The 14,242-nt window shown below is 41.3% G+C and carries 12 protein-coding genes; 10 read left to right on the top strand and 2 right to left on the bottom strand.

The window, feature by feature from the left end:
* The first annotated feature begins 1 nt into the window (after position 1).
* The 4 genes from MORIYA_RS00560 (at position 2) to nagZ (ending at position 2,905) form a co-directional block, all read left to right on the top strand.
* Positions 2 to 355, top strand: a complete 354-nt coding sequence (locus tag MORIYA_RS00560) for an HIT domain-containing protein (RefSeq protein ID WP_112711776.1) — start codon at positions 2 to 4, stop codon at positions 353 to 355.
* A gap of 131 nt (positions 356 to 486) precedes the next feature.
* A complete protein-coding gene (locus MORIYA_RS00565) occupies positions 487 to 1,002 on the top strand; it encodes a penicillin-binding protein activator LpoB (protein WP_112711778.1) in 516 nt (171 codons plus the stop codon).
* Positions 999 to 1,901 (top strand): phosphotransferase, encoded by a 903-nt coding sequence (locus tag MORIYA_RS00570; protein ID WP_232011441.1) that lies wholly within the window; start codon positions 999 to 1,001, stop codon positions 1,899 to 1,901. Before MORIYA_RS00565 ends, MORIYA_RS00570 begins: the two co-directional genes overlap by 4 nt.
* Positions 1,889 to 2,905 (top strand): beta-N-acetylhexosaminidase, encoded by a 1,017-nt coding sequence (nagZ, locus tag MORIYA_RS00575; protein ID WP_112711780.1) that lies wholly within the window; start codon positions 1,889 to 1,891, stop codon positions 2,903 to 2,905. The genes MORIYA_RS00570 and nagZ overlap by 13 nt, the downstream gene beginning before the upstream one ends.
* Here nagZ and MORIYA_RS00580 read toward each other — a convergent pair.
* Together MORIYA_RS00580 and MORIYA_RS00585 are read right to left on the bottom strand one after the other, a co-directional pair.
* Positions 2,890 to 4,722, bottom strand: coding sequence for a response regulator (locus MORIYA_RS00580; protein WP_112711782.1), 1,833 nt, complete (start codon positions 4,720 to 4,722; stop codon positions 2,890 to 2,892). The genes nagZ and MORIYA_RS00580 overlap by 16 nt on opposite strands.
* On the bottom strand, positions 4,719 to 5,618 hold the full coding sequence (locus MORIYA_RS00585; protein ID WP_232011442.1) for a PhnD/SsuA/transferrin family substrate-binding protein: 900 nt from the start codon (positions 5,616 to 5,618) through the stop codon (positions 4,719 to 4,721). The genes MORIYA_RS00580 and MORIYA_RS00585 overlap by 4 nt, the downstream gene beginning before the upstream one ends.
* A 451-nt stretch (positions 5,619 to 6,069) precedes the next feature.
* On the opposite strand from MORIYA_RS00585, the gene fabB reads away from it, so the two are divergent.
* The 6 genes from fabB to accD all read left to right on the top strand — a co-directional run bounded on the left by fabB (position 6,070) and on the right by accD (position 14,237).
* Entirely contained in the window at positions 6,070 to 7,287 is a 1,218-nt protein-coding gene (fabB, locus tag MORIYA_RS00590; RefSeq protein ID WP_112711784.1) for a beta-ketoacyl-ACP synthase I, read from the top strand.
* A gap of 161 nt (positions 7,288 to 7,448) precedes the next feature.
* The gene (locus MORIYA_RS00595; RefSeq protein ID WP_112711786.1) at positions 7,449 to 8,567 is read left to right on the top strand and encodes a 4-phosphoerythronate dehydrogenase; all 1,119 of its coding nucleotides are present in this window, start codon (positions 7,449 to 7,451) and stop codon (positions 8,565 to 8,567) included.
* A gap of 17 nt (positions 8,568 to 8,584) precedes the next feature.
* On the top strand, positions 8,585 to 9,601 hold the full coding sequence (locus MORIYA_RS00600; protein ID WP_112711788.1) for an aspartate-semialdehyde dehydrogenase: 1,017 nt from the start codon (positions 8,585 to 8,587) through the stop codon (positions 9,599 to 9,601).
* A 238-nt stretch (positions 9,602 to 9,839) separates the two neighbouring features.
* The gene (locus MORIYA_RS00605) at positions 9,840 to 11,987 is read left to right on the top strand and encodes a FimV/HubP family polar landmark protein (protein WP_112711790.1); all 2,148 of its coding nucleotides are present in this window, start codon (positions 9,840 to 9,842) and stop codon (positions 11,985 to 11,987) included.
* 152 nt (positions 11,988 to 12,139) lie between these two features.
* Positions 12,140 to 12,931, top strand: a complete 792-nt coding sequence (gene truA, locus MORIYA_RS00610) for a tRNA pseudouridine(38-40) synthase TruA (RefSeq protein ID WP_006032852.1) — start codon at positions 12,140 to 12,142, stop codon at positions 12,929 to 12,931.
* Positions 12,932 to 13,277: 346 nt separating this feature from the next.
* Positions 13,278 to 14,237, top strand: a complete 960-nt coding sequence (accD, locus tag MORIYA_RS00615) for an acetyl-CoA carboxylase, carboxyltransferase subunit beta (protein ID WP_112711792.1) — start codon at positions 13,278 to 13,280, stop codon at positions 14,235 to 14,237.
* Positions 14,238 to 14,242: the final 5 nt, after the last annotated feature.

Raw genomic sequence — 14,242 nt, forward strand, 5'->3', positions numbered from 1 at the left:
AATGGCAGAAGAAACGATTTTTCGCAAGATCATTGATAAAGAGATCCCAGCCGATATTCTCTACCAAGATGAGTTAGTTACTGCATTTCGTGATATTAATCCAAAAGCATCAACACATGTATTAATTATCCCTAATAAGCTGATCCCGACGACGAATGACGTATGCGAAGCAGACGAATTAGTACTAGGGCGTTTGTTTACTGTGGCACGGAAAATTGCCGAGCAGGAAGGTATCGCTGAAAATGGCTACCGTCTTATCGTTAATTGCAACAAGCATGGTGGACAAGAGGTTTACCACTTACATATGCACCTGGTTGGTGGCGAACAGCTCGGTGCTATGGTGACGATAAAATAGTACGGATCAAAAATAGCAAATAATGCCTGTTTATTGACAGTTCGGCACACAGCATAACGATGACCGCTTATCTCATGACACTTTTGATCGGTCATCTTATTCACTATCAGTAACGTTGGAGGGGAGTGTACATGAAATGGATTCTCACATTAATGTCTCTGCTGAGTGCATTATTCGTTACCGCTTGTACATCACCAGCTACACCGGTTCAACAAGTGATGACAATTCAGCTGGAGACGATGCAAGAACACCCGTTAACCACACAAGTGCGAGCGCTAAACTGGGTATTGTTGCAGCAAGCTTTCTTTGTGCAAGGCACTTTTGAGCATGGCCAACGCCTTTATATTACTTATCCTAATAGTGCGGTTACGCTGCCAATTACTTATCAAGAACTACAACGTGCCAGTGCTGAAACACTCGCGCAACTCAACTGGTTTGATATTCAGATTGTCACTGCGCAACAACGTCTGCGTAGCCACAATACTTATTTTACAGAAAGTACAGAGAGTACAGAAAGTAGTTATTCATTAGTGATTCATATTGTAAAAGTTGAAAATACCATCAATAAGCACACGCTAATTATTAAATTGATTAATAACCGTTTTAACACGGTTGAAGCGCAAGTTAGCCGGGTGATCTCATTGTGACCCATAAATTTATGATGAAAAAAACACCTGAATTTGTCGTGCAATTTAGCCCCGAATCATTTTCTTTAACGCCGGTACTAGGTGGTTTAAGCAATCATAATTATCGATTGCAGTTTCAACAAAATGGTCTGAACAACAGCTACTTTGTCCGCCAGTTTGCTGCGACTTATCTTGGTATGGATAATGATGTTGAGCTCGAATACGCCGCGCAAATTCAAGCCGCAAATATTGGTTTAGCGCCGAATGTTATTGTTAAGCATAAACAGGGGATGATTTGTGATTGGGTTACTGGTGAGCATTGGGATCAAACCGCGCAAGTTCGAGATGAAAACATTGAAAAATTAGCGCAATTAGTCGCCATGCTTCATCAACAACCTATGCCTAGCCATCACCTTGATATGGTCGAGCGCCTCCAGCATTATTATCAGACACTTAATACTGAACTTAAAACGGTGCAACTCGCACAGCAGCTGACACTTGTTATTGATTTAATTGAGCAACATTTACCTGCGAATAGATTGGGTTTTTGTCATCATGATATGAATCCATTGAATTTTATTGAAGATGAGCAGGCTAAGTTATATTTGTTGGATTGGGAATTTGCCGCTGCGGGTCATTGTGATTTTGATATCGTCACCTTGTTTCAGACATTCGCGTGGCAAAACGCACAACAGGCGCTGTTTTTAAGGTATTACAATCAGTATTATCCTGCCGCGCAAGTGACATTAGCGCAATTAGATGTGATGGCTGTAGTAGTGGAAATGATGACTTTGTTGTGGTGTATAGTTATGTATCAGCAGGATAAAGATGCCACCTATTTAAGATTATGGCAGCAATCTGAATATGCCATAACAGATAAAATTAACCGATTGAGTAAGGAATTGCAGTGGGACCAGTAATAGTAGATGTTAACGGTTATGAATTAACGCCTGAAGATAAAGAGATCTTAGCGCATCCATTAACGGGCGGGTTGATCCTGTTTAGTCGGAACTATGGTGATCATGCTCAGTTAACCGCGTTAATTAAATCAATTCGTAACGCCGCTAATGCTCCGATTGTGATCTCGGTTGATCACGAAGGTGGCCGCGTGCAACGTTTTCGTGAGCAGTTTACCCGGATCCCAGCAATGGGAAACATAGCGGAATTATATGCGGATGATCGTGAGACAGCGAAACAGTTTACCCAGCAATGTGGTTGGATGTTAGCCGCTGAGCTATTAGCGTTTGATATTGATTTAAGCTTCGCCCCTGTGCTTGATTTAGAGCGTGGGAGTCAAGTTATTGGCGACCGCTCATTCCATGCCGACCCAAGCTGGGTAACAGACCTGTCAACACAGCTTTGTATTGGTATGCATAAAGCCGGTATGAAAACCACAGGTAAGCATTTTCCTGGTCATGGCAGTGTGTTAGCCGATTCACATATTGCCTTACCGATTGATGAACGCAGCTTCGCAGACATCACCGCAACGGATCTATTGCCATTTAAATCCCTCATTGCTAATGCGCAACTTGATGCCATTATGCCTGCGCATGTTATTTATCAGCAAGTAGATAGTAATGCGGCTGGTTTTTCTCAATACTGGTTACAAACAGTGCTAAGACAACAGTTGGGCTTTAAAGGTGCGATTTTTTCTGATGATTTATCTATGCACGGTGCCAGTGTTGCGGGTAATTATTTAGCGCGTGCGGAGCAGGCGATGTGGGCTGGCTGTAATTTATTGCTGGCCTGTAATGATCGCAAGGGTGTTGAAGCATTACTCGATGGTTTAGATAATAATTTAACCACCGATGATTTTGGCCTTAAGCATACCAGTAATTTTTCATTATCGGAGCTTAAAAATAGCCGTTTGTGGCAAGATACGGCGACGTCGCTAGCCAAGTTTAATATTCAATTTAACCAATGATGTATTTTTTTCATTAATTGGTCTTCACTTGCAGGCTTCATTAAAAAGTCATTCATACCAACAGCAAGGGTATTTTCTCGGTCTTCGGTCGTGGCGTTGGCTGTCATTGCGATAATCGGTGTGTTTATATTAAGATTAGACATTTGACGTATCCCTTTTGTCGCGTCAAAGCCATCCATTTCGGGCATTTGTAAATCCATTAATATTAATTGATAACGCTGATTCTCACAGGCTGCAATAGCAAGTAACCCATTACCGGCAACATCCACAGTATAACCCGCCCGTTGTAAAATAGTTTTGGTAATAAATTGATTGGCCTTATTGTCTTCAACGAGAAGCAGCCGAGGGGGAGGGCCTTTTCTGACGACTTGAGCTTGTGATGCCGGTTGCTCAGTAACTGGAGCCATGGTATTTTTTAGTTTTAGTTTAACCCTGAACTCACTGCCCTTATTTAATTGGCTGGTGACTGTGATGGTTCCTTTCATTAAAGTAATCAACTGTTTTGAGATAGCAAGACCTAAGCCTGAACCTCCGTATTCTCGTGAAAAAGAACTATCAGATTGAACAAAATCATCAAAAATATGGCTTAGTTTATGTTCTGGTATACCAATGCCGCTATCTTTGATAGTGAAACAAATTTGCGTATAGTTTGGCTCTTTTACCACGTTCATCATCATATTGACTTGACCTTGCTGGGTGAATTTAATGGCATTATTGGCCAGATTGATGAGTATTTGTGTTAAGCGATTATCATCACCGAGCAACCATAAAGGTGCATTTATATTGCTGGTATGATTTAAGATGATGTGTTTTTGCTGCGCGAGTGGTTCAAGGACACTCGTGATGCTTTGCAAGATCTCTTGAATATTAAAAGGGCGATGTTCGAGCTGTAATTTTCCGGCTTCGATTTTTGACATATCGAGGATGTTGTTTAATAAACTCAGTAATATATGCGCTGACTTTAGGCTAGTATCGATAAAGTGCTGCTGCTCTGTATTCATTTCACTTTTGTCAATTAGCGACAATGCTCCTAAGATCGCATGCATTGGATTTCTTATTTCATGGCTCATGGTGGCGAGAAAAGTCGATTTTGTGGTATTCGCATTAATGGCCTGTTCTTTTGCTGCGTGTAATTGTTGCTCACGTTGTTTTTGCTTATGGGTAAACGCTTGAATAAGGTCGACAGATTCATTTAAACGGTCTAATTCGTTGGTTGATATTAATATGATTTGTTCATCACTATGATGGAGTTGTGATAAGTGTAATAGGCGCTTGTTGATATTGGTTATTGGTTTTAGTACTGACGAATGCAGAAATAACGAGATCGAGAGCGCTAAACATAATAATATTAAGGCGATGAGTAGGCGAATTAAGTTTACGTGTGTCGTTATATCATCTTGCAAACGCGCAGTGCTGACGGCTATTTTCATATAGCCAAAGGTTTCACCACCAAAAATAACAGGCTGTTGAAATACTTGGTGCTGCAAACTATCTTCTGCTGGTAGCGTCCCCCAAGTGACTAACACTGTCTGCAGCTCATTATAAATTGCGAAGAACTCGATACCGGGATAATTCGATGATATTTGTAACATGATGGTTTCAAGTAACGGGATATCTTCGGTGATCAGACTATCAATGGTTGTTGCAGATAAAAGATTGAATGTTTGTTGTAGTTGTAAGGTTAGGTTATTGGTTAGGTAATTGTATTCAAAGCGCCGAGCCAATTCCCCGGCGGCTAAACTTGTGACAATGGTAATACACAAGGTGGCAAAAAGGACCTTGGACCAGAGTGGGAAATGTTTAACAAACTTGGTCATTTAATCGCGTTGGTTGAGAAAAACCGATTATCATTCATGGATTTACGTATGATGTCATAGTCACTATCATCACCGGCGAGAAAGCCATTTTTACTCAGTGAGTTTTTGTATAGTGCATTGGACTCATTACTTGCGATTAACAATGCAGATAAAGCTTGGACAATTTTTTCGTCTAATCCCGCTTTTGCCACCCAAGGTTTAGTGACATTGGGGAACCTTGCTATTTCACGTAATAATACCCCTTTGCTACGCAGTTTATTAAAGGTGCCTTCTTTTAATGCGCCCGCATCATAGCGTCCCGCTGCAACAGCGGCACCCACAGCATCATGTCTGCCTAAATAGTCAAACTTGGCCAAATCTGTGGAAAATATATGATGGTCGGCAAGATAAGATTGTGACAGGTAGCGGCCTATTGTGGATTGTTCAGAGCCAAATGCAAATCGCTTACCTGCTAATTGCTCAGGCTTTGTTATTGGGCTATCAGTTTGGACTGCAATCACACCATGAAAGCGTTTTTTACCTTTTTTAGCTTCGATAGCAAGCAATTGTAAGTCGGCGTTGGCATTTTTAGCGGTGATATATGAGGCTGGACCGAGACGAGAAAAATCAACTTCACCACTGGTAAGGGCTTCGACTCCATCATTATAATTACTCGATATATGCATTTTAATATGGACTGGCTGCTGTAACTTATGCGTTAACTGTGCTTCGAGCGTATTAATAAAAGGGCGAAATTTAGTGACCATAGTGGTTGGTTTATCTGAAGTATATAGACCAAAAATAAGATTGATCTCGGCACTGATTGGAAAACTAAACAGTAGCGTAATCAACAATAGTAGTGGGCGAAAGTGTATAACACGCATACTCGGTAAATGAGTAAATCCTTGTCTGGTCATATCCGACTCCTTAGACATTATCTGTTAAATTGATGTTATGGGGTTCACAACTATCATTAATAAAGTGTGATTATTAATGATTGTTTACATTGACTTAAATTGCCAACTTTGCTTGTTGTTAGCGCCATTTAAGAGTTGTTATGGTTGTTTTATCAGCAAAAGGAACAATAATTGCAGATGATTTGATCACACGCAATCTTTAGGCGGTGACAATTATTGATAGCAATGGGATACTGGTTAATAATCACTTTGCTATAATGAAGTTAGATAGAATCACGAGTCTAGTCGGGCTTCTGTTAAGGGCAAGCGATGTTTTTGGATTGAAAATAATTAATCCTTAGGCGAAAAATTAATAAAACGGTCATAATCTTATCCGATTATAGGGAAAGCAGACCAGATGACGTTAAAAAATAAGTAAGAATGACGTAATAATTTTATATTAGGGAATATCATGAAAAGAGCGGTTATAACAGGTATCGGTATTGTATCAAGTATCGGTAACAACAAAGCTGAAGTATGTGAGTCACTGAAAGCTGGCAACAGTGGTATTGAATTTTCACCACAATTTGCTGAACAAAACTTACGTAGCCACGTCTGCGGTTCTGTTAATCTTGATCCTAAGGAAATCATTGATCGTAAAGCAATGCGTTTCATGGGTGATGCAGCCGCTTTTAGTTATATTGCTATGCAAGAAGCGATTGATGATTCAGGTTTAACAGCAGAGCAAGTATCTAACGTACGTACTGGTCTAATTGCTGGTTCAGGTGGTGCATCATCAAAGAACGTTGTGGATTCTGTTGATATCGCTCGTAATAAAAGCGTGAAGCGTGTGGGTCCATATATGGTGACCCGGACTATGTCGAGCACAATTTCTGCTTGTCTTGCTACACCATTCAAAATTAAAGGCCCAAGCTATTCAATTACGTCTGCATGTGCGACAAGTGCGCATTGTATTGGCCATGCCGTAGAACAAATCCAATTGGGTAAACTAGACGTGGTATTTGCTGGTGGCGGTGAAGAGATTGATTGGACATTAGCATTAGAGTTCGATGCGATGGGCGCATTATCAACCAAGTATAACGATACACCACAACAAGCATCACGTACCTATGACAAAAACCGCGATGGTTTTGTGATCTCTGGTGGCGGCGGTATGGTTGTCGTCGAAGAACTTGAGCATGCACTTGCTCGTGGCGCAACTATCTATGCTGAAATCACCGGTTACGGTGCGACATCAGATGGCTACGATATGGTCGCGCCATCGGGTGAAGGTGCTATTCGTTGTATGCTACAAGCATTAGAAACAGTAGACGGTGACATTGATTACCTAAATACACACGGTACATCGACACCTGTAGGTGATACCAAAGAACTTGAAGCGATTCAAGCGGTATTTGGTCATAAGTCTCCAAAAATCAGTGCAACAAAATCACTGACTGGCCATGCATTAGGTGCGGCAGGCGTACATGAAGCGATTTACTCATTGATCATGATGGAAAATAGCTTTATCGCAGCCAGTGCCAACATTGACGACCTTGATGAAAAAGCCGACGGTCTAGACATCGTGTCAGGTCAGGCAATTGATGCCGAACTAACGAACGTAATGTCGAACAGCTTTGGTTTTGGCGGTACGAATGCGACGCTAGTATTTAGTAAATTCACTAAATAATTGAGCATTAAAACGCTTAAATAACCAGGTTTCAGTGACGGTACACACTACCGTGATTCAGACAATGTAAGCCCATTTCTCAGATTATTGATAAATGGGCTTTTTTTTTATCTGCACAACCCGCAAAATGGCTTTAGTCGTATTATTAAGAGAATACTTAAATGAAGATCCTAGTTGATGAGAATATGCCTTATGCAACCGAACTGTTTTCTCAGTTTGGTGAAGTAGTGCTTTTATCTGGCCGTACAATTCAAGCCGAGGATTTACACGATGTAAATGCCTTGATGGTACGTTCTGTCACCCAAGTGAACGACGAATTACTTGCTCAAGCCAATAAATTAGCGTTCGTGGGGACCGCGACGATTGGTATCGACCATTTAGACCTAGTTTGCTTACAGCAACGAAATATTGCATACACCAATGCGCCAGGTTGTAATGCAGTATCCGTTGGCGATTATGTTTGTAGCGCATTATTAGTATTAGCTGAGCAGCAACTTTTTACATTAGCAGATAAATCGATTGCGGTTATAGGTGTTGGTAATACCGGTTCACAAACGGTCAGCAGACTAACGGCTTTAGGTGCACAAGTGATGTTATGCGATCCACCTCGCGTTGAAAAAGAAGACCTGACGGGGTTTGTTAGTTTAGAGCAAGCATTACAAGCGGATATCATTTGTTTACACGTGCCATTAGTTAAAACCGGCAGTCATCAAACCAAGCATTTATTAACCGCTGAATTACTGACGGGTATAGGGCAAGACGCGATCCTGGTTAATAGTGGTCGTGGTGATGTGATTGATAATCAGGCGCTGCTGGCATTAAAACAAATGGGACATGCAATGACGTTAGTACTGGACGTGTGGGAAAACGAACCCACGCCATTACTTGAGCTGATCCCTTATGTTGCTATTGCTACACCGCATATTGCGGGCTATAGCCTTGAAGGAAAAGCGCGTGGTACGGAAATGATTTATCAGGCGTACGCACAATTTCTAGGGCTGCAAGCGGACCGTAGTATCAGTGATATCCTACCTGTGCCTGCGATCAGTCGCATTGATATCAACCAAAGTGCTGATCAAACATTCGCTAAAAAATTGGTTCATTTGGTATACGATGTGCGCCGAGATGACGCTATTTTTAGAAAAAGCATAATGAAAGCTGGTGGTTTTGATGAAATGCGTAAAAATTACTTAGAAAGAAGGGAGTTTTCCTCATTGAGGCTAGTAAATGAGTCACATTATGCGGTAGAGTCGTTGTATCAACTTGGGTTTGCCAAATAATTTTTTAGGAGTTGTTGATGAGTCAACTATATGATGTTGCAGTATTAGGCGCAACAGGTGCTGTAGGAAAAATGATGTTGGAAATTTTACAAGAACGTAAATTTCCAATCGGTAATATTTATCCATTAGCCAGTAGCCGTAGTGCTGGTGGCGAAATTACCTTTAATAATAAACAAGTTACAGTATTAGATGTTGAAGAATTCGATTGGACCCAAGTTCAAATTGGTTTGTTTTCTGCAGGTGGTTCGGTATCCGAAAAATGGGCACCAATCGCAGTCGATGCGGGTGTCGTCGTTATTGATAACACCTCACATTTCCGTTATGACGATGATATTCCTCTGGTTGTGCCAGAAGTAAACCCAGAAGCCATCGCGCAATATACCAATCGTGGCATTATCGCCAATCCCAATTGCTCTACAATTCAAATGTTAGTTGCATTGAAACCTATCTATGATGAAGTGGGTATTTCACGTATTAACGTAGCCACATATCAAGCGGTATCGGGTTCTGGTCAAAGTGCAATTGATGAATTAGCAGGTCAAACTGCCGCATTATTAAATGCGCGTGAAGTTGAAACCAAAGTATATCCAAAGCAAATTGCATTTAACGTGATCCCACAAATTGATGTGTTCATGGATAATGGCTATACCAAAGAAGAAATGAAAATGGTGTGGGAAACGCAAAAGATTTTTGCTGATGACAGTATTATGGTGAATCCAACTGCGGTACGTGTACCGGTATTCTATGGTCATTCAGAAGCGATCCATTTAGAAACACGCACACCAATCAGTGCTGAAGAAGTGCGTTCACTGATGCGTCATGCGCCAGGTGTTAAACTGATTGAAAATGAAGAAGACTATCCTACCCCTGTGTCTGACTCTGCGGGTCATGATGACGTGTTTGTTGGCCGTATTCGTGAAGATATCTCACACGCTAACGGTATCAACATGTGGGTTGTAGGCGATAACATCCGTAAGGGTGCTGCCACGAATAGTGTGCAAATTGCAGAGCTATTAATTCGCGATTACCTGTAAGAGTAAATGTAGCCTTTGGCTAGGAATTTATTTTAATTGCATGTTTAGCACCCAATATGGGTGCTATTTTTTATTGAAATTAGCCATTAGAATAGTTATATCCAAGTTACTTCAAGATGCATCTTGAAGTAACTTGGGTATATATGAAGATACCAGTGAATTCATGTGTATACTGGGATTTTGAATATGTTATATTAATTTTAAGTGTGTTGGTGTTGTTTCATAGTAAGGGTTAACAATGATATCGGGTTTATCTAAGTTAAAATGGGTTGTTTTATTTCTGCTGATGCCTATGGCGAGTATTGCAGCTAATTCAAATGGATTTGTGCTTCAATTAAAAGGTCCTGAAGTTCATACTCCGTCATCTCCTGGACGCTATGGCCCTGTTGTCAAAGCCGATACATTATGGTCTGTTGCAACTGCGACAAGGCCCAATAACAGCTTGAGTTTATATAAAACCATGGCTGCAATCTTAGCGCTTAACCCACATGCATTTTTAGGCGGTGACATTAACAAGATGATTGATGGCAGCATACTGAAGATCCCAAGTGCAGCTGAAATACAAGCCACAGACGGTTCGAAGCTAAAGCGCTTACTGACAAAAAAAGCAAACTCGACTGCCGCAAATAAGCCTGCAAGCTCAAATTCGAAGACTATCCCTAAAAATAAACCCGACCGAAATAAACTGACTTTACTGCAAGGTGAGTTATCAGCAAGTAATGAACACCTCCTATTATCAAGTGAAACTAATCGTCGCCTTAAGTTACAGCTTGAAAGTATCCGGATGGAACTCGCTGAACTGAAAGAGCAAATGGTGATGGATAATCAATTAAAAGCAGATTTGAAAGCCTTAATTGAGCAACAAAACGCACAGATTAGTGAGCAACAAGTGACGATTGATGAAGCGAAACAACAAGCGGCGTTGGAAGCTGAATCCCAGAATAACGGGTGGCTAATCGGCGGTGTATCGGGGTTATTCTCGTTGTTATCTCTTATTTGGTTAGCTTTATGGTTAAAAAACCGACATGATCAGAAGCATAACATTGAAGATAATGCGATGTTTGATACGGACAACACGGTTGACGAGCTCCGTGATTATCTTAATGCCGACAACTATTCTTCTGATCCAGCTGTTGATAGTGCGATGCCTAAAGAGGCGCAAGTAGCAGAAGATAAACCCAATAACGAGATAAATACGTTGGCGGAACCAAATTTCAATTTACAGATGCAACAGGAAGCAACTTCATTTACCGAGGCGCCTGATAACTCGTCGGCTGAGCATATTGTCACCCAATCTGCAGCGCCGATTGTGGCAGACGTGATTGAACAAGCGCCTATTATGCCAGAGTTAAATGTGAACGATAACGATTTTAGTGATATTGACTTAACATTAGATGATGAAAGTACCAGCTTTGAAAATGACAGTGTAACACCCGATTTAAGCTGGCGTGAAGAGCTTGACGAACCAAGTCTAATTCCAGAGCAACCGAAAAATAAGACCCAAACGTTAGATGAAGACTTAGCTGAAGTTGATTCAATGTTAGAGCAATTTAAGTTAAGTAAAGCACAAGCTCCAGATGTAGATTCTAACTCGCTGGACGATGTTGACGTGATGGCTACGAGCTCATCTGAAGCCGCGCCTGAATCACCGCCTGTAGTCGATGATGAATTTGTGAACATGGATGATATTGAGAGCATCCTCGCAGAAGCTGAGCTAGAAGCAGACGTTCAAGCGGGAGCTGAGGAAGTCTCAAATAATGAGCCGCAGGTTCCGGCGCAGAACGAAGCTGTTGCGATGGATGATATCGATAGTCTATTGGCCAGTGCAGGGGCTGATGCGCCTGCGAAGGATACAGCGGCAGATAACGATGAACAGCCTCAAGCGCATGGCCAGACTGTCGATGAAATGCTAGCTGAACTTGACGGCACTGCGAATAAAGCGCCTGAAGTAGCAAAACCACCTGCATCTAATGATGAACCAGTAGATGCTATTGAAGCGATGTTGGCGGAGTACAGCCCTAACGCATTTAGCGAAGCACCAAGCGAACAAGCGCCTATTGATGTTGCCGCGGCACAAGCTGAAGAGTTTATTGATATTGATAAATTGTTAAATGAAGCTTCTCAACAACCCGCCTCTATTGCCGATGAACCTTACGATAAAGTAAAATTAGACGTAGGGCTTGATGAGTACAGTAATACACTGCTGGATAGTAATACGGTTGTTATTGATGATGAGACTAATCGCGTTAGTGCGCAATTAGATCTTGCCCGTGCTTATCTTGAAATTGAAGATAAAGACGGCGCGAAGTCAATTTTAGAGCCATTAGCCGGTGCTGGTGATGCTTCTCAGCAAGCAGAAGTGAATACGCTGCTGAGCCGATTATGAGTATTTAACTATCGAGCGCTAGCTACTTTCAAGTTGTAACTTGAAGCGGTATAATCGGCGAATACAATTATTGTGTAATATTTAGTAAAGCGGTGACGAGAGTCACCGCTTTTTGTTTTAAGAAATTAATGAAAGTTTAAGTTGGAATAAAAATGCGAATTGCACTCGGTATAGAATATGACGGTAGTAAGTATTACGGTTGGCAACGACAAAAAGACGTGATCAGTGTACAAGAAAAATTGGAAGATGCATTGTCACGCGTAGCGAATCACCCCGTGAGAGTTCATTGCGCTGGACGTACCGACTCTGGTGTTCATGGTACCGGTCAAGTTGTGCATTTTGATACTGACGCTGTACGTCAAGATGTTGCTTGGACGCTGGGTGTGAATGCTAATCTGCCAGACGATATTGCCGTTCGTTGGGCACTAGAAGTCGATGAAGAGTTTCACGCCCGTTTTAGCGCTACCGCTCGACGTTATCGTTATATTATCTATAACAGTCAGTTACGCCCTGCAATTTTGAGTGCTGGTGTTAGTCATTACTACGGTGATATTGATGTTGAATTAATGCATGAAGCGGCGCAGCAATTAGTTGGCGAACATGATTTCACCTCTTTTCGTGCGAAACATTGTCAGGCAAAAAGTCCGATTAAAACCATGCACCATATTAATGTGATACGCCAAAATTCATACATTATTATTGATGTGAAGGCGAACGCATTTTTACATCATATGGTGAGAAATTTAGCGGGTTCATTAATGGAAGTCGGTAAAGGTAACAAACCAGTATCTTGGATTGCTGAGTTATTAGCCGGTAAAGATCGTTCTGTTGCCGCTGCAACAAGTAAAGCAGAAGGTCTGTACATGGTCGAAGTTGATTACCCAAGTCAATTTAACCTGCCGAGACCTGCTGTCGGGCCACTGTTTCTACCAGAACAGTTTTAACTACTTGCTTTAATTGCAATTAAGTTGATTAAAATTTAAAGCACCAAGCATGACCAGCGTGCAGAATAAAGCGATTATAAATCGCTAATATAGATTCTGCGTGATGAGTTTTTATTAAATTTGGATGGGATGTCACAAGGGTATGACCAGTTTTATATAAACTTATTGGATAATTTGTGATTTAATTGTGCTACACGATAAATGTGGAGTATTGTTAAGTTTGATAATCATCGACTTAACGCATTAATTTTTGTTAATTGATCTAGGGTTGTTTTTTCTGTTCTTATTAACAACGCATTTAACATCATATACTTCAATTAATTAGAACAAATTATAAGTAGGGTTCATGAGCTGGATTGAGAAAATACTACCAAAAAGCAAGAGCGCAACTGCGCGCCGTAATATTCCTGAAGGTGTGTGGACCAAGTGTTCCTCTTGTGATCAGGTGTTATACCATGCAGAACTTGAGCGTAATTTAGGCGTTTGCCCTAAATGCGATCATCATATGCGCGTGAATGCACGTGAACGCCTCAATAAATTGCTTGATAAAGATGGCCGAATCGAAATCGGTGCTGAATTTGAGCCAAGTGATAAATTGAAATTCCGTGATACCAAAAAATATAAAGATCGTTTATCTCACGCGCAAAAAACCACAGGCGAAAAAGATGCGTTGGTCGTAGAAAAAGGAACGGTTAAAGGTATTCCCGTTACCGTTTGTGCATTTGAATTTGCATTTATGGGCGGTTCGATGGCAACCGTTGTTGGTTCTCGTTTTGTTGCTGCAATCAATGTATGTATGGCTGAAAATCGTGCGTTAATTTGTTTTTCTGCCAGTGGCGGTGCGCGTATGCAGGAAGCATTATTCTCATTAATGCAAATGGCGAAGACGAGTGCAGCGTTAGCGAAGCTATCAGCCAAAGGTTTACCTTATATTTCGGTGCTGACAGACCCTACAATGGGTGGTGTATCTGCAAGTTTAGCCATGCTAGGTGACGTTAATATTGCAGAACCAAAAGCGCTGATTGGTTTTGCTGGACCACGTGTTATTGAGCAAACAGTACGCGAGAAATTACCAGAAGGTTTCCAACGCAGTGAATTCTTGCTAGAGAAAGGTGCGATCGATATGATTGTTGATCGTCGTGAAATGCGTGATAAACTTGCAGGCTTATTAGCGAAAATGATGAACTTGGAAACGTCTGATCACATCACAACTGCAGCAGAAAGTACAGAAATCCCATCTGTTATTGTGCCAGTCGCCGATGAAATTAAGACACCAACAAGTGACGCTAAAAACATTAACGAGTAACTATT

Origin of the sequence: Moritella yayanosii, from assembly GCF_900465055.1 — a bacterium.
GTDB lineage: Bacteria > Pseudomonadota > Gammaproteobacteria > Enterobacterales > Moritellaceae > Moritella > Moritella yayanosii.